This is a genomic window from Actinacidiphila sp. bgisy160 (assembly GCF_965342435.1).
Lineage (GTDB): Bacteria > Actinomycetota > Actinomycetes > Streptomycetales > Streptomycetaceae > Actinacidiphila.
The window spans coordinates 121,774-147,440 of sequence record NZ_CBDRCM010000010.1 but is presented as its reverse complement, the minus strand read 5'-3'; the positions used below and the strand labels follow the sequence as shown (position 1 = coordinate 147,440).

Annotated in this window: 21 protein-coding genes and 2 pseudogenes; 10 read left to right on the top strand and 13 right to left on the bottom strand. The window is 73.8% G+C overall.

Going from position 1 to position 25,667, the window contains the following annotated elements; genetic code table 11:
- Window positions 1–11: 11 nt before the first annotated feature.
- Entirely contained in the window at window positions 12–770 is a 759-nt protein-coding gene (locus ACRWNP_RS12090) for a class I SAM-dependent methyltransferase (RefSeq protein ID WP_431961105.1), read from the bottom strand.
- A 98-nt stretch (window positions 771–868) separates the two neighbouring features.
- Here ACRWNP_RS12090 and ACRWNP_RS12085 point away from each other — a divergent pair.
- The 3 genes and pseudogenes from ACRWNP_RS12085 (at window position 869) to ACRWNP_RS12075 (ending at window position 2,590) form a co-directional block, all read left to right on the top strand.
- A pseudogene (locus ACRWNP_RS12085) lies at window positions 869–1,333 on the top strand (SAM-dependent methyltransferase).
- 11 nt (window positions 1,334–1,344) lie between these two features.
- Window positions 1,345–1,530 (top strand): annotated as a pseudogene (locus tag ACRWNP_RS12080) (hypothetical protein); the annotation flags it as partial.
- 175 nt (window positions 1,531–1,705) lie between these two features.
- The gene (locus tag ACRWNP_RS12075) at window positions 1,706–2,590 is read left to right on the top strand and encodes an N-acetylmuramoyl-L-alanine amidase (protein WP_431961104.1); all 885 of its coding nucleotides are present in this window, start codon (window positions 1,706–1,708) and stop codon (window positions 2,588–2,590) included.
- 61 nt (window positions 2,591–2,651) lie between these two features.
- On the opposite strand, the gene ACRWNP_RS12070 is transcribed toward ACRWNP_RS12075, so the two are convergent.
- The gene (locus ACRWNP_RS12070; RefSeq protein WP_431961103.1) at window positions 2,652–3,728 is read right to left on the bottom strand and encodes a PP2C family protein-serine/threonine phosphatase; all 1,077 of its coding nucleotides are present in this window, start codon (window positions 3,726–3,728) and stop codon (window positions 2,652–2,654) included.
- A 38-nt stretch (window positions 3,729–3,766) separates the two neighbouring features.
- Window positions 3,767–4,780 (bottom strand): isopenicillin N synthase family dioxygenase, encoded by a 1,014-nt coding sequence (locus tag ACRWNP_RS12065; RefSeq protein ID WP_431961102.1) that lies wholly within the window; start codon window positions 4,778–4,780, stop codon window positions 3,767–3,769.
- A 351-nt stretch (window positions 4,781–5,131) separates the two neighbouring features.
- Between ACRWNP_RS12065 and ACRWNP_RS12060 the strand changes: the two genes are divergently transcribed.
- Window positions 5,132–6,505: a tannase/feruloyl esterase family alpha/beta hydrolase gene (locus ACRWNP_RS12060; protein ID WP_431961101.1), complete on the top strand. Its 1,374-nt coding sequence runs from the start codon at window positions 5,132–5,134 to the stop codon at window positions 6,503–6,505.
- Between the two features lie 2 nt (window positions 6,506–6,507).
- On the opposite strand, the gene ACRWNP_RS12055 is transcribed toward ACRWNP_RS12060, so the two are convergent.
- A complete protein-coding gene (locus ACRWNP_RS12055) occupies window positions 6,508–7,050 on the bottom strand; it encodes an MOSC domain-containing protein (protein ID WP_431961100.1) in 543 nt (180 codons plus the stop codon).
- Window positions 7,051–7,145: 95 nt separating this feature from the next.
- Here ACRWNP_RS12055 and ACRWNP_RS12050 point away from each other — a divergent pair, with 95 nt between their 5' ends.
- Complete coding sequence (locus ACRWNP_RS12050; RefSeq protein ID WP_431961098.1) at window positions 7,146–7,646, top strand: VOC family protein; 501 nt, start codon at window positions 7,146–7,148, stop codon at window positions 7,644–7,646.
- A gap of 28 nt (window positions 7,647–7,674) precedes the next feature.
- Here ACRWNP_RS12050 and ACRWNP_RS12045 read toward each other — a convergent pair whose 3' ends face one another.
- The 4 genes from ACRWNP_RS12045 to ACRWNP_RS12030 form a co-directional block, all read right to left on the bottom strand.
- Window positions 7,675–7,857 carry a hypothetical protein gene (locus ACRWNP_RS12045; RefSeq protein WP_431961097.1) on the bottom strand — a complete coding sequence of 61 codons (183 nt, stop codon included), beginning with the start codon at window positions 7,855–7,857 and terminating at the stop codon, window positions 7,675–7,677.
- 120 nt (window positions 7,858–7,977) lie between these two features.
- Window positions 7,978–8,151, bottom strand: coding sequence for a hypothetical protein (locus ACRWNP_RS12040; RefSeq protein ID WP_431961096.1), 174 nt, complete (start codon window positions 8,149–8,151; stop codon window positions 7,978–7,980).
- 81 nt (window positions 8,152–8,232) lie between these two features.
- A complete protein-coding gene (locus ACRWNP_RS12035) occupies window positions 8,233–8,523 on the bottom strand; it encodes a hypothetical protein (RefSeq protein ID WP_431961095.1) in 291 nt (96 codons plus the stop codon).
- Window positions 8,524–9,086: 563 nt separating this feature from the next.
- A complete protein-coding gene (locus tag ACRWNP_RS12030) occupies window positions 9,087–10,427 on the bottom strand; it encodes an MFS transporter (protein ID WP_431961094.1) in 1,341 nt (446 codons plus the stop codon).
- A gap of 382 nt (window positions 10,428–10,809) precedes the next feature.
- On the opposite strand from ACRWNP_RS12030, the gene ACRWNP_RS12025 reads away from it, so the two are divergent.
- From ACRWNP_RS12025 to ACRWNP_RS12015, 3 genes are all read left to right on the top strand, one after another.
- Window positions 10,810–12,375: an alpha/beta hydrolase gene (locus ACRWNP_RS12025; RefSeq protein WP_431961093.1), complete on the top strand. Its 1,566-nt coding sequence runs from the start codon at window positions 10,810–10,812 to the stop codon at window positions 12,373–12,375.
- 48 nt (window positions 12,376–12,423) lie between these two features.
- Complete coding sequence (locus ACRWNP_RS12020; RefSeq protein WP_431961091.1) at window positions 12,424–13,941, top strand: alpha/beta hydrolase; 1,518 nt, start codon at window positions 12,424–12,426, stop codon at window positions 13,939–13,941.
- 231 nt (window positions 13,942–14,172) lie between these two features.
- A complete protein-coding gene (locus ACRWNP_RS12015) occupies window positions 14,173–15,519 on the top strand; it encodes an alpha/beta hydrolase (RefSeq protein WP_431961090.1) in 1,347 nt (448 codons plus the stop codon).
- A gap of 59 nt (window positions 15,520–15,578) precedes the next feature.
- On the opposite strand, the gene ACRWNP_RS12010 is transcribed toward ACRWNP_RS12015, so the two are convergent.
- Window positions 15,579–17,948: a Tex family protein gene (locus ACRWNP_RS12010; RefSeq protein WP_431961089.1), complete on the bottom strand. Its 2,370-nt coding sequence runs from the start codon at window positions 17,946–17,948 to the stop codon at window positions 15,579–15,581.
- Between the two features lie 75 nt (window positions 17,949–18,023).
- A complete protein-coding gene (locus ACRWNP_RS12005) occupies window positions 18,024–18,557 on the bottom strand; it encodes a GNAT family N-acetyltransferase (protein ID WP_431961087.1) in 534 nt (177 codons plus the stop codon).
- A gap of 78 nt (window positions 18,558–18,635) precedes the next feature.
- Here ACRWNP_RS12005 and ACRWNP_RS12000 point away from each other — a divergent pair, with 78 nt between their 5' ends.
- Together ACRWNP_RS12000 and ACRWNP_RS11995 are read left to right on the top strand one after the other, a co-directional pair.
- Window positions 18,636–19,499: a DUF6528 family protein gene (locus ACRWNP_RS12000; protein WP_431961086.1), complete on the top strand. Its 864-nt coding sequence runs from the start codon at window positions 18,636–18,638 to the stop codon at window positions 19,497–19,499.
- Between the two features lie 225 nt (window positions 19,500–19,724).
- The gene (locus tag ACRWNP_RS11995; RefSeq protein WP_431961085.1) at window positions 19,725–20,729 is read left to right on the top strand and encodes an aldo/keto reductase family protein; all 1,005 of its coding nucleotides are present in this window, start codon (window positions 19,725–19,727) and stop codon (window positions 20,727–20,729) included.
- 60 nt (window positions 20,730–20,789) lie between these two features.
- Here ACRWNP_RS11995 and ACRWNP_RS11990 read toward each other — a convergent pair whose 3' ends face one another.
- The 3 genes from ACRWNP_RS11990 to ACRWNP_RS11980 form a co-directional block, all read right to left on the bottom strand.
- Window positions 20,790–22,748, bottom strand: a complete 1,959-nt coding sequence (locus tag ACRWNP_RS11990) for a primary-amine oxidase (protein WP_431961084.1) — start codon at window positions 22,746–22,748, stop codon at window positions 20,790–20,792.
- 104 nt (window positions 22,749–22,852) lie between these two features.
- Window positions 22,853–24,400, bottom strand: a complete 1,548-nt coding sequence (locus ACRWNP_RS11985) for an APC family permease (RefSeq protein ID WP_431961083.1) — start codon at window positions 24,398–24,400, stop codon at window positions 22,853–22,855.
- Between the two features lie 56 nt (window positions 24,401–24,456).
- On the bottom strand, window positions 24,457–25,419 hold the full coding sequence (locus tag ACRWNP_RS11980) for a hypothetical protein (protein ID WP_431961082.1): 963 nt from the start codon (window positions 25,417–25,419) through the stop codon (window positions 24,457–24,459).
- Between the last annotated feature and the right edge of the window lie 248 nt (window positions 25,420–25,667).

Genomic DNA, 25,667 nt, shown 5'->3' with positions numbered 1-25,667 from the left:
CGGTACGCGGGTCATCCGGGCGTGCCCGCGGGGCCGCGCGTCGCCGAGACCGTCAGTCGTACGTAGTCCACGACCGGCTCCGGCAGGCGTTGGGCGACCGCCCGGACGAAGGCCTCGTGCTCCCGGCGGGGAAGGCGTTCCAACTGGCCGCCGAGGACGACGACGGCCAGGTAGGACAGCAGTTGCGGGCCCGGTTCGAGACGGGCGGGGTCGGGCATGAGGGTGACCTGGACGTCAGTGAACCCGGCGTCTGTCAGGCGCCGTTCGGTCTCCTCGACGCCCGCGAAGTTCCACACGCCGGGCTGCGGGCCGAGGACGTCGTCGACGGCTGCCGAGACGCCCGCGATGTTGCCGAGTCCGCCGCATTCGGCGACCAGGCGTCCGCCGGGGCTCAGGACGCGTGCGATACCGCGGAAGAGCGCGGCGTGGTCAGGGATCCAGTGGAAGGTGGCGACGCTGGTGACGGCGTCCACGGTCCCGGTCACGGGGAGCGGGCCGGTGATGTCGGCGTGCACGACCTCGACGCGCTCCAGACGTCCGGCCAGGCGCCGGCGGAGCTGCTCCAGCATGCGCTGTGAGCCGTCGAGGGCGACGACGCGGCCGTGCGGGAGCAGGCCGAGCAGCGCCTCCGTGTCGCGTCCGGTGCCGCAGCCCAGGTCGAGCACGCGCTCGTCGCCGCGCGGCGCGAGGCGGTCCAGGGTCCTGCGGCCCCACTGCGCGTGGGGCAGCGGCAGGCTGTCGTACGTGGTGGCGTCCCATTCCCGCGTCATGACCTCCACGCTAGCCACAAGCGTCCACCAAGTGATACCCATATCTCGCATTGTGATCAGCCCGCAAGGGATGCACCGGCAGCATCGGAGGAGCGAGCATGACGGGGATCGGGGTACGGCCCGTGGGATGGGTGACCGGAGGCCGGGTACCGGTCGAGGACGACGACTAGGGCGGCGTCGAGGCGGTGATCCGGCTGGACGGGGAGCGGTTCGGGCCCGAGGCGCTGTACGGCCTGGACGCCTTCTCCCACCTCGAGGTCGTCTTCCACTTCGACCGGGTTCCCGAGGAGCGGGTCGAGACCGGCGCGCGCCGTCCGCGGGGCAACGAGCAGTGGCCGCTGATCGGCATCTTCGCCCAGCGCGGCAAGAACCGGCCCAACCGCCTGGGGGTGTCGCGTTGCAGGATCTCGCGTGTCGACGGGCTGGACGTCCACGTCGTGGGGCTCGACGCGGTGGACGGGACGCCGGTACTCGACCTCAAGCCGTGGATGGCCGAGTTCGGCCCGAGGGAGACGGCGTTTCAGCCCGCGTGGGCCACCGAGTTGATGCGCGACTACTACTGAGCGCCCCTGAGGTGAGCGGCGGCGCCACGTTCACCGGCGTCCCCGACGGCACGTACAAGGACGCGGCGACCGGCGCGGTGTGAACCCTGACCGGCGGGAGCCTGTCGGTCGACGCACCCGGCAAGGGCAACCTGCGCGTGCACGTACTCGACCTGGGCGGGGACAACGCCGCGCCGGACAAGGTCGGCGCGGACGGCCGTACCTGCGCCCGCGCCCGCGGGACGTACCCGCGGGCGTGGGCCGGGGAACACGGGCTCGGGCCGGGGAACACGGGCGGGCGCGGGGACGCGGAGAAGGCATCCGGGTGAGGCCGACGGCTCGCCCGGCGTGTCCGCTCCACGCAATCCGGTCATATGAGCTGATGTTCATTTCATGGGTTCACACCGTGCGGCCAAGCACGCGCGTCGCCGCGTGGCCGGAGCTCCACGGCGTGCCGCCCGCGTCTGGGCGACGGCCGCCGGGACGGCCGGTGTCGTCGCCGTGGCCGCCCTCGGGGTGCACAGCGCGATCATCCACACCGACCCGCCCTCCGTCCACGCCCGCCCCGCGCCGAGCCCCCAGCTCATGCCCTTCCCCGACCTGGCCGCCCGGGCCAGGCTGCAGCGCGTCCCGCTCTACCCGGCCCACGAGCCGGCCATCGTCTCACGCGAGAGCTGGGGGGCCGACGAGTCGCTGCGCACCGAGCCCCCGCACTACAGCACCACGGTCAAGGCGGTGTTCCTGCACCACACCGACAGCGACAACGACTACACGTGCGCGGACGTGCCCGAGATCATCCGCGACATCTACTCCGGCCACATCCAGAGCCGCCACTGGGACGACGTCGCCTACAACTTCTTCGTCGACAAGTGCGGCACGATCTACGAGGGGCGCGCCGGCGGCTCCGACCGCCCCGTCACCGGGGCGCACTCGATCGGCTTCAACAAGGACACCATGGGCATCGCCGCGATCGGCACCTACGACGCCAAAGGCAGCGTGCCGCAGGCGATGACCGAGGCGATCGCCCGGGTCGCCGCCTGGAAGCTCGGGCTGTCCGACATCGATCCCCGGGGCAAGGTGACCCTGGTGTCCAGCAGCAGCAAGAGCCGCTTCAAGAAGGGCAAGCGGGCGGTCTTCCACGTCGTCGCGGGCCACCGCGACGCCTACATGACCGACTGTCCCGGCAAGGAGTTGTACGCCAAGCTCCCGGAGATCCGGACCGAGGCCGCCAGGCTCCAGGGCCGCCCCCCGCTGCGCGCCGCGAAGACCAAGGGCTGACTCCTCCGACCCCCGCTGCGCGCCGCGAGGAGCAAGGGCTCCGACCCGTTCCGCCGCCGGGTCAGCGGGGCGCGAGCGCCAGCAGCGCGACGTCGTCGCCCACCGCGCCCGCGTACCGGCGCAGGTCCTCCCAGACCGCGTCCACGACCGCCTCCGGGGAGGGGTCGGCGCCCTCGGCGAGCCGGGCGGCGAGGCGTTCGGCGAGCGGGTAGAAGGTGCCCGAGGCGTCGCGCGCCTCGGTGACGCCGTCGGTGTACGCGAGGATCACGTCCCCCGGCAGCAGGGGCACCACCGCCGGCAGGGCCGGTGCCTGTCCGGACAGCCCGACGCCGAGCGGCGGACCGGGTTCGCACTCCAGCTCCAGCACCTCGCGGCCGCGCAGCAGCAGGGCGGGCGGGTGCCCCTGGCAGACCAGCCGCACCCATGACCCGTCGTCGGGGAACTCCAGCAGCAGGGCGGTGGCGAACAGCTCGGCGTCCCCGGCGGCGTCCAGGCACAGCCGCCGTTCGAGGCGCCCCGCCACACCGCACAGCTCCCGCTGGTCGAGGACGGCCTCACGGAAGGCGCCGAGCAGCGCCGCGACCGTGCCGACCGCGGCGAGGCCGTGCCCCTGGACGTCGGCGACCAGCGCCCGTACGCCGTGGGGCCCTGGCCGCACGTCGTACAGGTCGCCGCCCACCAGGGTGCCGCGCTGCGCGGCCCGGTACAGGCCCGCGCAGCGCACCTCCCCCACTCTGCCGGGCACGGGGGCGAGGACGGCGAGCTGCGCCGCCTCGGCCACCGACCGGGCCAGCACCAGGCGGCCCCGGAAGCGCTGCTGCAGCGCGGCGATGACCACGCTCAGGGCACCGATGAGCACGACAGCGCCGAGTTCCGCGCCGACCAGTGTCCCCGAGCCCACCACGGGGAGCTCCATGACGGCCACGACCGCGGCGGCCACGACCGCGGTGCCCGCCACCCCGTAGGTGAGCGCGGCAAGGGGGGCGACCGCCGCGTAGTAGGCGCCGAGTTCCACGTTGCCGGGGGTGACGCCCTGGGCCAGGATCAGCGCGGCGAGCAGGACGACCGGCAGCAGGCGCAGCCAGCGCGGCGGTGCACCGATCCGCAGTGTGCCGTCCTCGGCCGTGGCCGTGCCCATGCAGGCACCGTAACCGCGCGTGGCACGGGCCGCGCGTCTCAGCCGGTGGCCGCCGCCGCGACGAGCTCCGGGTGGTGCTTGCGGGCGACCTCGGGGTGGGCGCGCAACCAGCCCTTGAGCTCGTTGCGGCCGTACTCGGCGAAGAGCGGGTTGGCCGGGTCCCGGGTGGCGCCGGGTGCGCGGTGGGCGTGCTCGAACGGGAGCGGGGCCACGCGCGCGTCGAGGCGGGGGTTGTAGAAGAAGGGCACGGAGTAGCGCTCGCGGGCGCCGGCCGGGCTGACCACGCGGTGGTTGGTCGCCTTGAGATAGCCGTCGGTGGCGACCTCCAGCAGCTCGCCCAGGTTGACGACGAAGGCACCGGGCAGCGGCGGCACGTCGTGGAAGCGGCCGTCGAAGCGCTCCACCTGCAGGCCGCCGACCTCGTCCTGGAGCAGCAGGGTGAGGAAGCCGTAGTCCTTGTGCGCGCCGACGCCCTGGTCGTCGCCGGAGGGGGCGGTCCCCGGGTAGCGGACGAGCTTCAGGTGCAGGTGCGGCTCGTCGGCGAAGGCCCCGTCGTAGAAGTCCTCGGGGGCGCCGATGGAGGCGAGCAGTTCGTGCAGCAGCCGGTGGGCGACGCCGCTGAGCCGGTCGATCCAGGCCAGCGAGAGTTCGCGGAGCTCGGGCAGGGCGGCGGGCCACTGGTTCGGACCCTCCAGCCACCAGTACGGGGGCTCTCCGGCGGCCGGGACGTGCTGCGGGCGTTCGGCGCCGATGTCGAGCTGGTCGCGCCAGTCCTGGCTGCCGCCGGTGCGCTCGTCGCCGGTGCGGGTGTAGCCGCGGAAGTGCGGGGAGTTCAGGTTGCCGATGGCGAGCCGGTCGGCCTCGGGCAGGGCGAAGAACGCGCGGATCACCCGCATCAGGGCGGCGGTCTCCTCGGCGGTCACGCCGTGACCGGTGAGCTGGAAGAAGCCGACCTCGTGCGCGGCCGAGTGCAGTTCGCGGTGGAGCCGGGCGCGCGCCTCGGGGCCGCGGTCCGCGGCGGAGAAGTCGATCACGGGAAGCTGGAGCGTCATGGTGTGTTGTCCGCAGGGTGAGGACCCGGCACACGCCGGGGGGGCGGCCGGACGCCGCGGACGGGGTCCTGGTGGGACGGCGTCGCGGGGCCGAGTGGGAGGAAGAAGGCGGGGGGGTCAGCCGCTGCGGCGACAGGACATGCTCGTGACGCGGACGAAGTCCACATGCCGGCGGCGCACGAGCAAGAGCATGGGCCAAGGGTACTGCGCAGCGTCGTCGCCGACGGTGACGCATGTCACGCCGCCCCATGACCCGGCCGGTACGGGCGTGGGGCGACGCCATGGTCGCGCCGGGCGCGGGCGGCAACGATGTGGCGGCAGCCATCCCCGACGTGCAAATGGAGGCTCCCCATGCGCCCCTGGAGGGGCGTCCCCCTGCTCGCCGCCGCCGTGCTCGGGCTCGGCGCCGCAGCGGTCCCCGCCGGTGCGGAGGCGGCCGCGGGCACGGCCGGGCACTGCGCCCGGCTGGACCGGGTCACCGTGCCCGGCGCCGAGCACCAGCAGAAGGCCTGCCTGCCCGACATGACGACCACCGCGCTGGCGGGCACCGCGTACACCGACACCGCCGACCAGGCGGGGCTGGCGGCGGCCGGCACCACCCGCCCGTCCGGCGTCCCGGGCGTGCAGGTCGACGGCTACTTCCCGGACACGTCGGGTTTCAACACCACGCACGGCTGGCAGCACGACGCCCAGTTCGTGCTGCGGCTGCCGGACCGCTGGAACGGCGGCCTGATCGTCACCGGCGCGCCGGGCACCCGCAAGCAGTACTCGCTCGACGTGCTGATCTCCGACTGGGCGATCGCGCGGGGCTACGCCTTCGCCTCCACGGACAAGGGCAACAGCGGCCCGGACTTCTACACCGACGGCCGCCGCCCGGGTGACGCCATGGCCGAGTGGAACCGGCGCACGACCCAGCTCACGGTGGCCGCGAAGGCGGCGGTGGCCTCGCGCTACGGCCGCACGCCGCACCGTACCTACATGACCGGCATCTCCAACGGGGGCTACCTCACCCGCTGGCAGCTGGAGCATCACCCGGCCCTCTACGACGGCGGAGTGGACTGGGAGGGCACGCTCTGGACCGCGGACGGTCCCAATCTGCTGACCTCGCTGCCGGTCACGGTGGCCCGCGCCCAGGGCCGGGCCACCGACGCCGACCTGCTGGCGGCCGGGTTCGCGCCCGGCTCGCAGTTCCTGTGGGCCTACCACCAGCAGGCGTACTGGGGCCTGACCCAGAAGGTCTACCGGGCCGAGTTCGACCCCTCCTACGACGCGGCCTGCCCGGGCGCGAGAGCGGGTGCGACCGTGCCGGAGATCCTCGCGCCCTGCGCGTCGGACGCCGACTACGACTACGCCGCGCGTCCGGCCGCCGTGCACCGGGCCGTGGGCCGGGTGTCGCTCACCGGACGCATCGGGAAGCCGATGATCACGCTGCACGGCACCCTGGACACGCTGCTGCCGATCGCCACCGATTCGGACGTCTACACCCGCATGATCGACTCCGCGGGCCGGGGCGCGCTGCACCGCTACTACACGATCGAGGGCGGCAACCACGTCGACGGCCTCTATGACACGTACCCGGACCGGCTGCGCCCGATCCTGCCCTGCTACCGGGCCGCGTTCGACGCGCTGACCTCGTGGGTGGAGCGGGGCCGGACACCGCCCGCGGACCGCACGGTGCCCCGGCCGGCGAGCGGGGACGTGGTCAACTCCTGCGCGCTGTCCTGAGGTCAGACCCGCTCGAGCGGACGGTGCGGCCCTTCGGGCAGCTCGACGGCGATCGGGTCGCCGGGCCGCACCTCTCCACCGCGCAGGACCACGCCCATGATCCCGCCCTTGCGGACGATCGCGCCGTCCTCGCCCCGCCCGACGACCTGCTTGAGCAGGCCCTGCTGGAAGCCGTCGATCTGCAGGCAGGGGTTGCGCAGCCCGGTCACCTCGACGACGGCGTCCGCGCCGAGCCGCAGCCGCGTCCCGACGGGCAGGCCCAGCAGGTCGACGCCGCGCGTGGTGACGTTCTCGCCGAGCTCGCCCGGGGCGACCTCGAAGCCGGCCGTGCGCAGCTCGTCGTGGAGCTCGCCGTGGATGAGGTGGACCTGGCGCAGGTTGGGCTGCGTCGGGTCCTGGGCCACCCGTGAGCGGTGCTGCACCGTCACCCCGAGGTGTGCGTCGCCCTCCACGCCGAGCCCGGTCAGCAACCGGATCCTGTCGCGGGCGGGCTTGCTGAAGTGGTGTCCCTCGTCGCGGCTGACGGCGGTGACGGTCGCGGTCATGGGCGGCCTGCTCCCCCTCGGTCGGTCGGTCGGTCGTGCGATCATTCCAACGAGAAGATTCATTGAACTTTCAATTTATGGCGTACTCTGAGGTCATGTCTGTTCGCCGTCTGAACCATGCCGTGCTCTACATCCGCGACGTCGCGCGGTCCGTCGAGTTCTACACCGCCGTACTCGGCTTCGAGGTCGCCGCGGAGATCCCCGGCCGCGCCGCCTTCCTCAGCGCCCAGGGCACGCTCAACGACCACGACCTCGGCCTGTTCGCCATCGGCCCGGACGCGCCCGGCCCCGAGCAGGGCCGCGTCGGGCTCTACCACCTGGCCTGGGAGGTCGGCACACTCCGTGAACTGGCCGATACCGCCCGGCTGCTCACCGAGCGGGGCGCGCTCGTCGGCTCCAGCGACCACGTCGTGTCGAAGTCGCTGTACGCCAAGGACCCGGACGGCAACGAGTTCGAGGTCATGTGGCGCGTCCCCCGAGAGGACTGGCCCGAGGGGCAGGAACTCACCGGCCCGCTCCCTCTCGACATGCAAGCGGCGCTGGAGCATTGGGGCCCCGACCTCAGGACCGGCGCCGCCGCGGGCTCCGTCACCTGAGCGGCGGTGGGCCGCAGCCCGCGCGCCGTCACTTGCCGATCTGACGCCTGCCGGCACGGCGCAGCCTGCGCCGCTGGGAAGGGTCCAGGGTCAGGTAGGCGGCCACGGGGACACCCACGATGACCAGCAGCGCCAGCCACGCGGGCAGGACCCACAACAGGATCAGGCCGACGGCCACGCCGCCGACGGCGACCTTCGCGCGATTGGACATCTTCCCGCCTCCGTCTGCGGCGCGTGCCGCACTCACTGGAGTAAACGCGGCATCGCGGGCCGCGGTTCCCGGTACGGCGCGCCCTGCCCGGCCTCACGGGCAGGGCGCGGCCGTCGGGCCTCACTCGTGGTGGCGTTCGGTCAGTTCCCTCGGTTCCTGTGGGGGCGCGTCCGGCCCCGTCGTGCGCTCGGGGGCGGCCTCCGGCGGGTCGGCGGGGGCCGTCGGCCGCTCGCGGTGGCGGGCCGCCTCGGCGCGAACGAGCGCGCCCAGGGCTGCGTAGATGTCCACGGGCATGGTGGGGTCCCTCCTGCGGGTTTCTGTCCTCTGACGGGCATCGCTGCGGTCCGCCGCGCGGGCGGCGGCGGCCGGGAGCCGTCAGCAGCGCAGGACGAGGTACAGGTGGTCGGGTCTGCCCGCGGGGGCGACGTGCCGGGCGGGACCGCGGAGCGCGGCACCGACGGGATCCGGGGGGAGGGTGTCGTGGACGACGTCGGCGGCGTGCCCCTGGACGGTTCCGGCACGCTGCTGGGGGCCCGCCTGCGGGGCGGCACGCCGCCCGACGCTCGCCGGGAGGTGGTGTGTCTGGGTGCCGGGTTCGTCCGTGGCGACGGCGACGGCCGCCGCCGACGCCGGCGACTGCAGGGCCGCGGTCGTCGGTGCGCACATCGCGTGGAGCAGACAGACCAGTGCCGCGAAAAGCCCGACCGCGGCCCCTGCCGGGGCCCGACGGGGACGTCCCGCTGCGGCATGCGGCATGCGCTGCTCCTCCGGATGCGTACCCCCCACTCTTAACCGGGCACGCGCCCGGCCCACCTGACGCACTACGCCGATCGACGCGCACGTTCACTCGGCGGGCGCAATGCGCGACGCTACCGGGGCTGGGCCGGGCCGGTGCGGTGCGGGTGGGCTGCGGTCGCCAGTCCAGGACGTCCAGCCCCGCAGGCCTCACCCCCGGCCCGCCCTCGCACCCCCTGCAGGCCCGCCCCCCGCGCGGGACACCCGGGTGGGGGATCCGCCGCAGGCGCGGGTACTCGCAGGCGACGAGGGGGCGCGCCGGGGGGCCTCGGGGGGGCGGCGTGCCCCACCCGGTACGATCGAGCCCGGCACGCCGCCCGGAACCTCGCGGACGTGCCCCCGCCCCCCGCGTGCCCGACCAGGACGGGGCGGCGGCCGGGTCGCCGCCGGGAACCGCCACAGCGGAGAGGTGGCGCTCGGCAACTCGCCCCCGCTCAGGCTCCCCGGTACCGGGTGAAGGCGGGGAACGCCGCCGCGAGACCGAGCATCACGACCACGACCAGCACACCGCCCACGGCGACCGCGCCGCGCGTCCCGAAGGCGGAGCCGGCCGTGCCGTGCAGGAGGTCGGCCAGCCGGGGACCGCCCGCGACAACCACGGTGAAGACGCCCTGCATACGCCCGCGCATGTCGTCGGTCGCGACCGACTGCAGGATGGCGCTGCGGAACACCATCGAGACCATGTCCGCGAATCCGGCCAGTGCCAGGAAGCCCGCGGCCCACCACAGGCTGCCGCTGAGCCCGAGACCGGCGATCGCCACGCCCCAGCCGCAGACCGCGATGACGACCATCAGGCCGTGGCGCTTCGCGCGCGAGAAGGTGCCCGAGAACAGTCCCCCGGCGACGGCGCCGATGGGAATGGCCGCGTACAGCAGGCCGAGGGCGAAGCCCTCGTTCCAGGAGGCGTACGTGGTGTCGGCGAGCTGCGGGAACAGGGCACGCGGCATGCCGAAGACCATGGCGACGATGTCGGCGAGGAAGGACAGCAGCAGGATCCGCTGCACGGTGATGTAGCGGAAGCCGGCGCCGACCTCGCGCCAGCCGCCGCGCCGGGCGACGGGCGCCCCGTTCGCCTCCAGGGGCGGCAGCGCGGGCAGTCGCCACACCGCCCACACGGTCACGGTGAGGGCGATCGCGTCGATGAGGTAGAGGTCGGCCAGGCCGATGACGGGTATCAGCACGCCGGCAAGCAGCGGGCCGACGATCAGGCCGGTCTGCATGACGGTCGAGCCGAGCGCGATGGCGGCGGGCAGTTCCCCGGCGGGCACCAGGCGGGCGATGGCGGCACTGCGCGCGGGGGCATTCATGCCGGCCGCGGCCTGCTGGGCGGCGAGCAGCACCATGAGCAGCCAGACGGAGTGCGCGCCCGCGAACGCCTGCACCCAGAACAGCAGCGAGGTGGCGGCGATGGCGATGTTCGTGAACAGCATCAGCTTGCGTCGGTCCACGCTGTCGGCGACGGCCCCGCCCCACAGGGCGAAGACCACCAGCGGGACCAGCCCGGCGAGGCTGGAGTAGCCGACCCACGCGGACGAGCCGGTGATGTCGTAGATCTGCTTGGGCACGGCGACGGCGGTGAGTTGGCTGCCCACCGCGGTCACGGTGGTGGAACTCCACAGGCGGCGGTAGGCGGGGTGGCGCAGGGGACGCGTGTCCATGAGCCAGCGCCCCCGGCGGGCGCCTCGGTCGTCGGTGCCCGGGTCGGCCGCCGTGACGCGGTCCGCGGTGGGTTCGTCGGCGGGGGCGTCCTCGGAGGTCTTCTTGGTGCTGTCCACGGGTGCTGTTGCTTCCTCGTACAACTATCGCTGACTTGCTGACACTACCCGCCCTCCCTCGCCGGGTGTGAGGGCGGACGGGCAGGCCCTGGTCAGCGCCCCGCGGGCGCGGTCCGCGCGTTGTGGCGCGGGGAGAGCGGGACGTCGGCGGCGCGCCGCGCGACGGACGCGTGCGGGGTCGTGGCGGCCAGGACGGCGCGTTCACGCGTTCGGACCAGCCCGGCGGTCCCCCGTGCACGATCTGTGATGACCTGGTTACGCAGCTGAGGGCGACGGCGTGACCGCTCCCTGCCGGGGCGCGGCACTCGGTCCCGCCCCCGCGGCCGCTCACCGATGCCGACCAGCCCCGCGTCTCGCAACGGGCGGAAACGAAGGCGTGGCGATGAAAGCTGTCCCGGCCACCGGCCGAATACCCGGGCGCGGACTGCTCTGCGCGCTCGCCGTACTGGTCGCCTTCGGGCTGCTGCTCGCCACGTGCACGGCCGCGACGCACACGCGCCGGACCGCCGGGCCCCTCCCCACCCAGGCGGCCTCCGCGAACGCGGTGGCCGGCGCGATCCGCGTGGACCTGCGGCGCTACTACACGCAGAAGCTGCGCTGGAGGCCCTGCCACGACCGGGCGTTCCAGTGCGCGAATCTCAGGGTGCCGCGGGACTACGCGCACCCGGCGGCGGGCGACATCGCCCTGGCCGCGATCCGCAGGCCGGCGAGCGGTCGCGGTGCCGCCCGCATCGGCGCCCTCCAGATCAACCCCGGCGGGCCCGGCCTGTCCGCCGTCGACGATCTGCGCTCCTACGCCGACACGTACTCCCCCGCCCTGCGCGCCGCGTACGACCTGGTCGCGGTCGACCCGCGCGGTGTCGGGCACAGCACACCGGTGGACTGCGGCGCCGCCAGACCCCCGGGCGCCGGGACACGGGGAACGCCCGCTTCGGACGAGGCCGGGCTCATCGACACCTGGGCCGCCTACCACGCGGAGGTCGCCGCGGACTGCGCCCGGCACGCCGGGCGGCTGCTGCCGCACGTGGGCACCCTCGACGCGGCCCGGGACATGGACGTCGTACGCGCCGCGCTGGGCGAGGAGCGCCTGCACTTCCTGGGGTTCTCCTACGGCACCTATCTGGGCGCCACGTACGCCGACCTCTTCCCCTCCCGCGTCGGCCGTGTCGTCCTGGACGGCGCCGTCGACCCGGCCATGGACGGCTACCACGCCTACCTCAACCAGGCCCGCGGCTACCAGATCGCCTGGGAGTCCTTCGCCGCCGACTGCGCCCGCCGCGGGCACTGCCCGGTCGGCCGTTCCGTCAAGGAGGCGGGCCGCACCCTGGACGCCCTCGTGGCCGCACTCGACCGCGCGCCCGTGCGGCAGGGCAAGGACGACCGCCTCGACGGCGAGACCTTGCTCGGGGCGGTCGTCACCGCGTTGCGCGCGCCCGACTGGAGGACGCTGCGCGCGGTGCTCGACGGAGTGCGGGCCGGTGACACCACCATGCTGCGGGAGCTCGTGGGCTCCGTGGACGACACCGCGCCCGGTGACGAGTCCATGACGGCGGTCAACTGCCTGAGCTCCGCGCTCGAATCGCGGTCGACCCCCGCCCAGGCGCTGGCGGCGCTGCCCGAATTCCTGCGGGCCTCAGCCCAGTTCGGAGCCTTCTACAACGAGGACCTGTCGACGTGCGCGCATTGGCCGGCGCGGCCGACGCAGGTCCCGCGCCGCGTCAGCGCCCGTGGCGCCGGCCCGATCCTCGTGATCGGCACCACCCGCGACCCGGCCACCCCCTACGACCAGGCCCAAGCGCTGGCCGCCCAGCTCACCTCGGGACGGCTCCTCACCTGGGACGGCGACGGGCACACCGCCTACCAGCGCGGCAGCCGCTGCGTCGACACGACCGTCGACGACTACCTGCTGCACGGTCTGCTCCCGCCCGCCGGCGCGGTCTGCCGCTGACGCGACCACCCGCACCGCCTTCCGCGCGGCGCACAGAAAGGTGTGGCCATGAACGGACCCCGACGCAGGCTCCGCGGCTTCCTCGCCGTGCTCGGCAGCTGCGGGCTGCTGCTCACGGCGTGCGCGGCGGGCGACCTCCGGCGGACGCCCGCCCGGGCGCTGGCCGAGGGCGCCGCCACCGCCGTACCGGCGGAGCTGGGGCGCTATTACGGGCAGCGGCCGGACTGGAAGGCCTGTACCGCGGTGCCGTCGTTCCAGTGCGCCACCATCAGGGTGCCGCTGGACTACGAGCGCCCCGCGGGGGGCGACATCACGCTGGCGGCGATACGGCAGAGGGCCACCGGGAACGGCGCCGCGCGCGTCGGATCGCTGCAGATGAACCCCGGCGGACCGGGCTCGTCCGCGATCGCCTACCTCCTCGGCAACGTCGGCTCCTTCTCCCCCGCGGTGCGCGCCGCGTACGACCTGGTGGCGGTCGACCCGCGCGGTGTCGGGAACAGCACACCGGTGGACTGCGCCACCGACGCCCCCACGGCCGCCCCGGACGCCGGCGCGCGCAGGGCGGACATCGCCGCCTGGGCCGCGGACTTCGCGGAGATCGCGGCCGCATGCCGGCGGCACGCGAGCCGGTTGCTGCCGCACGTGGGCACCCTGGACGCCGCGCGCGACATGGATGTCGTGCGCGCCGTACTGGGCGACGAGCGGCTCCACTACCTGGGCTTCTCCTACGGCACCTACCTCGGCGCCACCTACGCCGAGCTCTTCCCCTCCCGCGTGGGCCGCATGGTCCTCGACGGCGCCGTCGACCCCGCCCTCGACGGGTACGACTTCACGATCGGCCAGGCCCGGGGCTACGAGGTCGCCTGGAAGTCCTTCGCCACCGAGTGCGCCACCCGGCCCGACTGTCCCGTGGGCCACTCGGTCCAGGAGGCCGGCCGCATCCTCAACGCCCTAGTGGCCATGCTGAACCGCACCCCCCTGCGGCAGGGCAAGGACATCACCGTCACGGGAGACGCCCTCCTCGGCGCGGTCATCCTCGGGCTCAGGTTGCCGGCCTGGGAGGCGCTGCGCGCCGCGCTGGCGGGGGTGCGGGCCGGTGACACCACGGCCGTGCAGGCACTCCTTGGCGTCGACGAGGAGACCGAGGCGGGCGACCAGTCGTACTACGCGGCGTCGTGCCTGAGCGCCACGCTGGGCACGTGGTCGACCGTCGCGCAGGCGCGGGCGGCGCTGCCCGCATTCCGCCGCGCCGCTCCGCAGTTCGGCGAGTACTACGCCGGGACCCTGCCGATGTGCACCCAGTGGCCCGTCCCTCCGAACCAGTCCGCGCACCGCGTCACCGCGGCGGGCGCCGCACCGATCCTGGTCGTGGGCACCCTCCGCGACCCGGCCACCCCGTACTCCTGGGCCCAGGCGCTCGCCCGGCAGCTCTCCTCCGGGCGGCTGCTCACCTGGGACAGCGACGGGCACACCGCGTACCACCGGGGCAGCACCTGCGTCGAGAGCGCCGTCGACGACTACCTGACACGAGGTCAGCTCCCACCCGCCGGCACGGTCTGCGTCTGACGGGCGGTGGCCGCCGTGCGGGCCACGGGTACGCGGTCCGGCCGGCGCGGGCGCATCGCGGCAGGGCTGCTGAGCGCCTGCCTGGTGCTGACCGCCTGTTCGTCCCAGCGCCCGCATCGGCCGGCGGCCGCGGACCGGTCCCCGTCGCCGTCCGCGTCCGCCCCGGCCGCTCCGGTCGCCTCCGCAGCCTCGGCGGCGGCGTCGGTGGCGGCCTCGGCTGCACCACCGGACGTGTCCCGCTACTCCCGGCAAGAGCTCGACTGGCGGCCCTGCCGGGAGGCGGCGTCGTTCCAGTGCACCACGGTGAGGGTGCCCCTGGACTACGGCCGTCCGCGGGCGGGCGACCTCCGGCTGGCGGTCGTCCGCCACAGGGCCACCGGTCCGCCCGCGGACCGCATCGGCTCGCTGCTGCTCAATCCCGGCGGACCCGGGGTGTCGGCGGTCGACGACCTGATGTCCTTCGGCGACGGCTTCTCCCCCGCGATACGTGCCGCGTACGACCTGGTAGGCGTCGACCCCCGGGGCGTGGGGCGCAGCGCCCCGGTCGACTGCGGGACCGGCACCCCGCTCCCCGGGACCCACGGCCCCGAGCCGGGCTTCGCGCTGATCGCCGACGCGTGCGCACGGCACGCGGGCCGGCTCCTGCCCCACGTCGGCACCACCGACGCCGCCCGGGACATGGACGTCGTACGGGCGCTGCTCGGCGACGACCGGCTGAACTTCCTCGGCTACTCCTACGGCAGTTACCTGGGCGCCACCTACGCCGAACTCTTCCCCTCCCGTGTCGGCCGCATGGTCCTCGACGGCGCCATCGACCCGGGCATGGGCGCCTACCACGCCACCCTCGGCATGGCACGCGGCTACCAGGCGGCCTGGGATGCCTTCGCCGCCGACTGCGTCGCCCGGCCCGGTTGCCCGGTCGGCCACTCGCTCCCGAAGGCGGGCCACGTCCTGGACGACCTGGTCGCGCGATTCGACGAAGCCTCCCGGGCAGAGGGCGGCCACGGCACCTCCCCCACCGGTGACGATCTGCTCACCGCGGTCACCTCGGCACTCGCGGCTCAGGCGTGGGGCGGACTGCGCTCCCTGCTCCGGGAGGTGATGGCAGGTGACCCCGCCGCCTGGCGACGGCTGCTCGGCACGGACGGCGACGGAGCACCGGGTGAGCAGTCCCTCACCGCGATCAACTGCCTGAGCTCCGCGCTGGGGCCACGGGCGACCGCCGAGCAGACACGTGCGGCGCTGCCGGAGTTCCGCCGCGCGGCTCCCCAGTTCGGCGTGTACTACGCCGGGTTCCTCCCGATGTGCACCCACTGGCCGGCCCGGCCGACCCAGGTGCCGCACCGCGTCACCGCGCGCGGCGCCGGGCCCATCCTCGTGATCGGCACCACCCGTGACCCCGCCACCCCCTACGACCAGGCCCGGGCGCTGGCCGCCCAGCTCTCCTCCGGACGACTCCTCACCTGGGACGGCGACGGGCACACCGCCTACCGGCGCGGCAGCCGCTGCGTGGACGCCGCGGTCGACCGGTACCTGCTGAACGGCCGGCTCCCGCCCGTCGGCACCGTCTGCCGCTGAGAGAACGCCGAAGCGCGCTCCCCCGGACCCTCGGGGAGAGCGCGCCTCACGCGGGGAGATCAGCCCCGGCGGCCGTTGCCTCCGCCGAGGCCCTTGTCCAGACCGGCGCGGCGCAGGGCGTCGGCCATGGCCCCGCCGGGGGCCGGGCGGTCGCGGTCACCGCGGGACTGGCGGGGCGGGTTGCCGCCCCGGCGGTCGGGACGCGGACCGCGTTCCTGGCGGCCGCCGCCGGCGTTGCCCTTGGGCGCGCCCGCCTCGTCCTCCAGGCGGAGGGTCAGGGAGATGCGCTTGCGCGGGATGTCGACGTCGAGAACCTTGACGCGGACGATGTCGCCTGGCTTGACCACCTCGCGCGGGTCGCTCACGAAGTTCCTGGACATCGCCGAGACGTGCACGAGCCCGTCCTGGTGGACGCCGATGTCCACGAAGGCGCCGAAGGCCGCGACATTGGTGACGACACCCTCGAGGACCATGCCGGACTCGAGGTCCTTGAGCTCCTCGACCCCCTCCTTGAAGGCGGCGGTCTTGAAGGCGGGCCGCGGGTCGCGTCCCGGCTTCTCGAGTTCGGAGAGGATGTCGGTGATCGTCGGCAGACCGAAGGTGTCGTCGACGAACTCCTGCGGCCTCAGCCCGCGCAGCACCGTGCCGTTGCCGATGAGCGCCTTGATGTCGGTGCCCGCCGCCGTGCTCATGCGTCGTACGACGGGGTAGGCCTCGGGGTGCACGCTGGAGGCGTCCAGCGGGTCGTCGCCGTCGGGGATCCGCAGGAAGCCGGCGCACTGCTCGTACGCCTTCGGGCCGAGCCGGGCCACGTCCTTCAGAGCAGTGCGCCGCCGGAACGGGCCGTTGGCGTCACGGTGGGCGACGATGTTGGCGGCCAGGCCCTCGGTGATGCCGGAGACGCGGCGCAGCAGCGGCACGGAGGCCGTGTTGACGTCGACGCCGACACCGTTCACGCAGTCCTCGACGACCGCGTCGAGGGAGCGCGAGAGCTTCACCTCGGACAGGTCGTGCTGGTACTGGCCGACGCCGATCGACTTGGGGTCGATCTTGACGAGTTCGGCGAGCGGGTCCTGGAGGCGGCGGGCGATGGAGACGGCGCCGCGCAGCGACACGTCGAGCTCGGGGAGCTCCGCGGAGGCGTAGGCGGACGCGGAGTAGACCGAGGCGCCTGCCTCGGACACCACGGCCTTGGTCAACCGCAGTTCCGGGTGCCGCTTGATGAGGTCGGCGGCGAGCTTGTCGGTCTCACGGGAGGCGGTTCCGTTGCCGATGGCGACGAGGTCGACCTTGTGGGCGGCGGCGAGCCGGGCGAGGGTCGCGATGGAGGCGTCCCACTGGTTGCGCGGCACGTGCGGGTAGATCGTGTCGGTGGCGACGACCTTGCCCGTCGCGTCGACCACGGCCACCTTGACACCGGTGCGGAAGCCCGGGTCCAGGCCCATGGTGGCGCGCGTGCCGGCAGGGGCGGCGAGCAGCAGGTCGCGCAGGTTGGCGGCGAAGACCCGGACCGCCTCGTCCTCGGCTTCCTGGCGCAGCTGGACGCGCAGGTCAAGGCCGAGCCGGACGAGGAAGCGGGTGCGCCAGGCCCAGCGCACGGTGTCGCCGAGCCACTTGTCGGCGGGGCGGCCGCGGTCGGTGATGCCGAAGTGGTGGGCGATCTTGCGCTCGAAGGTCGAGGGGCCCTCCTCGGCCGGCTCCTCGGGCTCCATGGTGAGGTCGAGGACCTCCTCCTTCTCGCCGCGCAGCATGGCGAGCACGCGGTGCGAGGGGAGCTTGGTGAACGGCTCGGCGAAGTCGAAGTAGTCCGCGAACTTCGCGCCCGCCTCCTCCTTGCCCTCGCGCACCTTGGCGACCAGCCGCCCCCGCTCCCACATCCGGGTGCGGAGTTCGCCGACGAGGTCGGCGTCCTCGGACCACCGCTCGGTGAGGATCGCGCGGGCGCCTTCCAGTGCCGCCGCGGCGTCGGCGACGCCCTTGTCGGCGTCGACGAACCCGGCGGCCTCGGCCTGCGGGTCCAGGGACGGGTCGCCGAGGAGGCGGTCGGCGAGCGGCTCCAGGCCGGCCTCGCGGGCGATCTGCGCCTTGGTGCGCCGCTTGGGCTTGTAGGGCAGGTAGATGTCCTCGAGGCGGGCCTTGGAGTCCGCGGCGAGGATCTGCGCCTTCAGGGCGTCGTCGAGCTTGCCCTGGGAGTCGATGGACTCCAGGATCGCGGCACGCCGCTCGTCCAGTTCGCGCAGGTAGCGCAGGCGCTCCTCCAGCGTCCGCAGCTGGGCGTCGTCGAGGCCGTCCGTCGCCTCCTTGCGGTACCGCGCCACGAACGGCACGGTCGCGCCGCCGTCGAGCAGCTCGACCGCCGATCTGACCTGACCTTCCCGTACGCCGAGTTCCTCGGCGATCCTGCGCTCGACCGAGACCGTTGTCGTCACGATGTGCGACCTGCTTTCTGGCTGGACTACCGGTGCATTATGGCGGAGCCCGGCCGCGCGGCCGCGAGCCTGGGCCTATGCCGCGCCGGAGTCCTGGCCGAACCGCTTCTCGAACCAGTGGTCGGCGTAGCGTTCGCCGTTGTAGTCGGCGATCTCCCGGTACCCCAGCTTCGCGTACAGGGCCCGTGCCTCGACCAGGTCGGCCCGGGTGTCGAGGCGGATCACGGAGGCGCCCAGGTGTTCGCGGGCCGCCCGTTCGGCGGCCGTGACCAGCAGCGCGGCGCCGCCGGTGCGGCGGGCGCCGGGGACGACCCAGACGCGGCGCAGCTCGGCGACACCGGGGGCGAGGAGGCGGACGCCCGCGCAGCCGGCCGCACGGCCCTCGTAGCGGCCGACGAGGAAGCGTCCCGAGGCGCCGGAAAGGTCGTCACTGGTGTGCTCGGTGAGCAGGTCGTCGATCTCCCGCGGGGTCATCGGCCTGCCGTAGTGGCGGCTGACGATGTCGTCGTAGTACCTCCACAGCAGGTCCTTCGACACCGGGTCGTCAACGGCGAGAGGTGCGATCTCCCATACGGGCGAAGCGTGGACGTTCGGTCGCGGTACGGTCACGCGGCCCATCGTGGCAGCACCCGGCGTCGATATCCTCCGAATATTCGTTGGCACGTCAACGACATTCGGGGGCACGACATGACGCGGCACGCCGCGCGGAAGAGTCATCCCATCGCCACCGCCGACCAGTCCTGCAACGGCGTCCTGGTCTTCGACCCCGATGCCCGGGACTGGTCGGGGCCCTCGGCCGTGACCTGGCGCTGGAGCGCGCCGGGCGGGTCCGGCACGAGCTGGCAGCACCTGTCGGACGTGCGGCTGCGCAGGACGCGGGCGTACGGACGGGTCGTGCTCGTGGCCGCGTCCGGCGGCCGGGCGGCGATGGTGCGCGAGGACACGGGTGCCGTCGTGTGGCAGACGGTGACCCCGGCCGACACCCCGTACGCCATCGAGCGCATCCCGGGCGGGGTGATCGTGGTGGCCTCCGGGGCGCCCGGCCGGCTGCGGCTGTACGCGGACACGGAGCAGTCCGCGCCGTTCCGCACCGTGCCGCTGCCGAAGGCGCGCGGTGTGCTGTACGACCCGGAGCACGGGGCGTTGTGGGCGATCGGCGCCGGGCGGCTGGTGCGCTACGCGGTGTCGGGCCGGGGCACGGCGACGACGCTGACGGAGCACAGCGCCGTGCGTTTCGAGGGCGAGGGCCGTGACCTGCAGCCGGTGTACGGCGACCCGGGGGCGCTGTGGTTCACCGACACGTACGGGGTCTACCGGCTGGACGTCGCCACCCGCAGGTACCGGCAGGTGGACGGGGCGAGCGGGGTGAGCGCGTACACGAGCCAGCCGACGGGGACACGCGTGCGGGCCCGGTCGGAGGCGACCGGGCCCCGTGGCTGGGGCGGGCCGACGATCGAGTTCCTCGACGCCGACGGGACCCACGCTTACGCGCGCACCCGTCCCGGCGCGGAGTTCGCCACAGTGCGCCTGTGGACCCCGGACTTCCGCTGAGTCCGGACACGTCGGGGACAGCCGGGGACAGCCGCGGACAGGGGGACGGGGGACGGGGGGACCGGCCCGCGCGCCACTACCGGAACATGTAATGATCAGATGTATTTGCCCCTGCCACCTTTCCCGCGGCCGGCGCCCGACCGGGCGCCGCGCCCCCGGCGGCCCCGGTGCGTCCGGACCCGGCCGGCCGGTTTTCACGGACACGCCAACGGAGGCTTCGCTCCCATGGAATACCGCCATCTCGGCCGTAGCGGCCTGGTCATCAGCGAGATCGCGTACGGCAACTGGCTCACCCACGGCTCGCAGGTGGAGGCGGACGCCGCCACGGCCTGCGTGCGCGCGGCGCTGGACGCCGGCATCACCAGCTTCGACACCGCCGACGTCTACGCGGGCACGCGTGCCGAGTCCGTCCTCGGTGAGGCGCTGAAGGGCGAGCGCCGCGAGGGCCTCGAGATCTTCACCAAGGTCTTCTGGCCGACCGGTCCGGGCCGCAACGACCGCGGGCTGTCGCGCAAGCACATCATGGAGTCGATCGTCGGCTCGCTGCGCCGCCTGCAGACCGACTACGTCGACCTCTACCAGGCGCACCGGTACGACGTGGACACCCCGCTCGAGGAGACGATGGAGGCGTTCGCCGACGTCGTCCACTCGGGCAAGGCCCTGTACATCGGCGTCTCCGAGTGGCCCGCGGAGCAGATCCGGCGTGCCCACGCCATGGCCCGGGAGCTGCGCGTCCCGCTGGTGTCGAACCAGCCGCAGTACAACGCCCTGTGGCGGGTCATCGAGGGCGAGGTCGTCCCGGCCTGCGAGGAGCTGGGCATGGGCCAGGTGGTCTTCTCGCCCATCGCGCAGGGTGTGCTGACGGGCAAGTACCGCCCGGGGCAGGAGCCCCCGGCGGGCTCGCGGGCCACCGACGACAAGGGCGGCGCCGGCATGATCTCGCGGTGGATGCGCGACGACGTGCTCGACGCCGTCCAGCGGCTCCAGCCGCTCGCCGCGGAGGCCGGGCTGTCCCTGGCCCAGCTGGCGGTCGCCTGGGTGCTGCAGAACTCCAACGTCTCGGCGGCCATCGTCGGCGCCTCTCGTCCCGAGCAGGTCGCGGAGAACGCCAAGGCGGCGGGCGTCGTCCTGGAGAAGGAGCTGATGGCGCGCATCGAGGAGATCCTGGAGCCGGTCGCCGAGACCGACCCCAAGCGGGTGCACGACAACGTCCCTCCGCACCGGGCCTGAGTGCCGCGCGGCGGCGCCCGCGGTCCGAGCGGACCGCGGGCGCCGGGGCGCCGGCGCGCGTCAGGCCGGGTGGCAGTGGCCGTCGCCGCGCGGGGCCTCCTTGGGGAGGTCGAGGGAGGGGTTGCGGTCGAAGAAGCCGGTCGGCTTGAGGCTGAACCCGCTGTGGTCGACGGGCATGACCGGCCATTCCTCCAGCCGCGGCAGGTGGGTGGGACCGAAGGTGTGCCAGACGGTCAGCTCGGTGTCCTCCAGCGACTCGCCCGCCGCGGTCCAGCGGGGCAGTCCGGCGCCGCCCGCGTTCTGGTTGGGGTAGTCGCCCGCGGGGAAGCGCCGCTCGGGGCGGTAGCGGGTGACCCACACGTGCCTGGTGCCGTAGGCCATCCGCCGGGCGACCGCCGAGTCCGGCTGGGCCAGGACGACCGGGCCGGGCTGGGGCACGAGGGTGTACGCCACGGGCTTGCCCATGCGGTTGAGGGAACCGGGGTTGGTGATCCGCCAGCGGCGGCCGGCCAGCGGGTCGGCGAGGCGGCCGCCCTCGGCGCTGTCGGCGACGGTGGTCACCCGGGTGGTGAAGACGTTCCCGTTGGGGTTGTCCGGCCCGTTCGGGACCGGGACGACGTCCACCTCCTCGACGGTGTTGGCGTGGCCGTCGACCGCCGCGTCCAGCCGTACGCAGAACAGGTGCTGGTGGAACGGGGCGAGCAGGCCGGGCGCGACCTCCGTGCCGACCGCGTCGGCGGTGCCGGGCTCGACGGCGGAGGTCTGCACGATGCCGGTGGACTTGGCCTCGAAGCCGATCGTGCCGTCCTGGTAGAAGTACCAGTAGAAGCCGTAGTCGTAGTTACCGACGGTGGCGATGTAGGAGACGACCAGACGGCGGGAGCGGCGGCTGTCGGCGGCCATCTCGTTGAAGATGTCGGTGTGCTTCCACAGGAGGCCGTAGTCCTCCTCGTGGACGCAGATGGCGTTGGGCAGCGTCTCGGGGTTGCCGAGGTCGTCGGAGAGGACGGCGTCGAGGTAGGCGATCTCGCCGAGGCAGTCGCAGCCCAGCTTCAGCGCGTTGGCGTTGCGGCCGAGGGAGTACTCGCCCGCGTCGAGGAAGGCGACCCAGTTGCGGTCGTCGCCGGGTTCGGCGTAGGCGACGGCCATCTCGGCGAGCGAGGCGCGGTGCAGGACGGGCCGGACGCGGTCGCCGTCCTCGTAGCCGATCTGGTGCAGGACCAGGCCCTCGCGGCCGTTGAAGTCGATGCGGAAACGCCACTTCTGCCACCGCATCAGCCGGCCGCTGAGGGTGAAGGACGGCCCCTCCGGCTGGGTGATCTCCAGCGGGCGCAGGCCGGTGCGGGCCGGGCCGTTGAACTCGGCCTCGTAGCGGCCGCATTCGGCCGGGATCGGCACGGCGCCGGTGTCGATGAGGCGGACGACCTTCCGCTCGATGACGTCGACGTCGGCGACGAGCCCGGCCACGGGGTGCGCCCAGGGGCTGTCGGAGGCGTTGCAGCGCAGCCAGGTGAGGGAGCGCATGAGGCGGGCGCCGGGGCGGTCCTCGAAGCGCAGCGGTCCCGCGCCCAGGGGGGCGGCGACGGCGAGGTCCAGGTCGGTGACGCCGCGTTCGGCCATGGCCTTGCGCCAGCCGGGGTCGGCCTTCACGACCTGCTCGACGATCTCGTACTCCTCGAAGGTGACCGGGGGCTGGCCCTCCTGCCCGGTGTCGAGTTCGCGGTACGCGACGACGGCGCCCGCGGTGACGTCGACCAGGGCCTCGGCGGCGGCGCCGGTGGCCGAGTCGAGCAGGGTGACGCGCAGCCGGCGGACCACGGGGTCCCCGTCGCGGTGGGCGTCGGCGGTGTGCCGGTCGGGCTCGTCGAGCAGGACGAGCGGGAAACGGGTCGCGTCGGTGACCCGGCCCTCCTCGGCGAGGATGCGGCGGGCGGCGGATATCTCGTCGGCGGTCAGCGGGTCTAGGGGGTGGGGTGCGGCGGGCGCGGCGTCTGCGTCGCTGGGGCAGCAGGAGGACATCGGGACAACCCTCTTGTGGACGTTGGTCGTTGAGCTGGCGGGTACTACGGACATGGAACGGGCCCGCCGCTCCCCCGGCCAGAGGGGCGACGGGCCGGACGGGGTCAGGAGGCCGTGGTCTCCGCATCGGTGCCGGCCGCCTTCTCGCGCGCCTGCTCGATCCGGAACGCCTCGTTGCCGAGACCGATCCGGGCGTGCATCTCGGGACGAGTGGCCCGCAGGACCGCGCCGTACACCAAACCGCCGACGACGGTGACGCCGATGATGGCCGGCAGGATCCAGGAGACGGCGGAGCCGTCGCCGGCGACCAGGACGTCGAAGTCCTTGACGGCGTAGACGGCGATGCCGGCCAGCGCGATGCCCGCGAGGGCGGAGGCGGCGATCCGCGGTGCCTGGGTGCGCAGCGCACCGCGCCGGACGAAGTAGCCGATGACGGCGAAGGACGCGGTCGCCAGCAGCACGATGACGCCCAGGGCGCCGACGTTGCCGAACCAGGTGAAGAGCTTGAGCACGGGCGCGGTCGGGTCGTGGTCGGCCGCCGCGCTGCCGTCGGTGACGGCGAAGGCGACGACGAAGCCGAGGGACACCAGCGTCTGCAGCAGCGAGCCGAAGGCGGGGGCGCCGCTGTTGGGGTTGGTGCGGCCGAAGGCGGAGGGCAGCAGGCCCTCACGGCCCATGGCGAAGGCGTAGCGGGCCACGACGTTGTGGAAGCTGAGGAGGCAGGCGAACATGCCGGTCACGTACAGGACGTGCAGGACGTCGGTGAAGGCGCCCCCGATGATCGACTCGCTGAGGCCGAAGAGCAGCCCCGGTCCCTGCTTCTGGGACTCCGCCACGATCTGGGACGGGCCGGCCGCGATGCTCAGCGCCCAGGAGCTGATGGCGAAGAAGACCGCGACGAAGGTGACGGCGAGGAACATGACGCGGGCGACCACGACCTGCGGCCTGGTGGTCTCCTCGGCATACACCGGCGACTGCTCGAAGCCGACGAAACTGGCGATGCAGAAGCACAGGGCGGTGCCCAGGCCCGCGCCGCTGAGCGTGCTCGGGTCGAAGGCGTGCAGCGACAGGCCCTCCTTGGCGGGGCTGCCGACGGCGGCGACGTCGAAGATGACGACGAGGGCGATCTCGATCACCAGCAGGACGCCGAGCACCTTGGCGTTGACGTCGATCTTGAGCCAGCCGAGCGCGCCGACCAGGAGAACGCCCAGGACGGCCGGGATCCACCAGGCGATCGTGGTGTCGAGGTAGGTCTGGAACAGCCCGGAGATCTCGAAGCCGAAGAGGCCGAAGACCGCGAACTGCATGGCGCTGTACGACACCAGGGCGACGAGCGACGCCGCGGTGCCCGCGGTGCCGCCGAGCCCGCGGGCGATGTAGGCGTAGAAGGCGCCCGCGTTGTGGACATGGCGGCTCATCTCGGCGTACCCGACGCTGAAGAGGATGAGCACCACGCCGAGGATCACGAAGAGCAGCGGCTGCCCGACGATGCCCATCACGCCGTACGTGGTGGGCATGACGCCCGCGACCACCATCAGCGGCGCGCTGGCGGCGACCACGGAGAGGAGCAGGCCGGACATGCCGAGGCGGTCGGCCCGCAGGGCTCTCTCCTCGCCTTTGAACGTGCTGATCCCGCTGTTGCCCGTCAGCATGGCGGTTCCTTCCTGGGAGGGGTTGGGGTTTGCTGGTACGTCATGTGGGGCGGGCCCTACGCCGAGCCGGGGCCGAGCACGGCCTCCCGCGCGGCGCGGAAGGCCTTCTTGGGGTCACGGTCGGGATAGGCCCACGGGACGCGGGTGGCGTGACCGCCGATCCGGTTGAACAGGGCCGCGGCCTCGGCGGTGCGGCCCTGCAGGAACTGCGCGTGGACGAGGAAGTTGAGGTCGAGATGGAGGCGCGGGTGGTCGTGCCCGTCGCCGTCGAACTCCAGCCACCAGTCGAAACCCCGCTTGAGCGCCTGCCGGGCGCGCCATCCGTCCCAGTGCCCGGAGGCGGCGGGGTCGGCCGGCAGGGTCCCGGCGGTGGCGAGGACGCGGTACAGCTCGGCGTGGGCGACGACGGGCAGGACGGCCAGCGGCGAGCCGGCGGGCGCCTCGCCCGCGGCCCAGTCGGCGAATTCGTACACCTCGTGGAAGGGCCCGCCGTCGGCGGCGGCTTGGGGACGTTCGGCAAGGCAGGCGGCCATCAGGTGGTGCCCGTGGTGGTGGCTGCGGTGGCGGCCGCGGACCTGGTCGAAGGCGCGCATCTGCTCGTCGTCGGTGCCGGTGTGGCGGGCCAGGATCAGCAGGCAGAGCCACGGGGTGGGATCGGCCGGGGTGAGCGCGGCGGCGGCGAGGCAGGCCTCGCGGGCCCGTTCGGGCTTCTCCTTGCCGGCGATGGCGCGGAACACCATGGCGCAGGCCAGCAGCGCGGCCGCGTCGGTGCTGCCGGGTTCGGCCAGTTGCCACTCGCGGGCCCAGGTCGCACTGGCGCCGCCCTCCCCGAGGACGACCAGGCGGTGACCGCGGCGGTCCCAGTCGTCGCCGGTCTCGGCGAGCAGGCTGCGGGCGGTGGTCCAGCGCCCCTGGGCGAGCGCGGCGCGGGCATCGGCCAGTGGCTGGTCGTCCAGGGCAGGGTCGAACCGCAGGTCGTCCCTGGAGCGGGAGAAACCGAACGGGGGTGGAGGGGTCATCCTCGGGGTGCCTCCACGGCGCGCACGTGAGGTCCGGCCCGGGGCGGGGCTTCCCGTTCGGCGTCCGGTGATCGCTTGATCACACAAAGCCAACCGGTATGAGCAGGTCCACTTCAAGTCCGGACCTGTTGTCTCGATGTAGTCCCGCACACGCGTCCGAGCACGGGGGCGGCACCGGACGGTGCGGGGACACGGATCGGGACGGATCGCGGTGATCGCCTGCGCCACACCGGCCGCGCCTGATATTC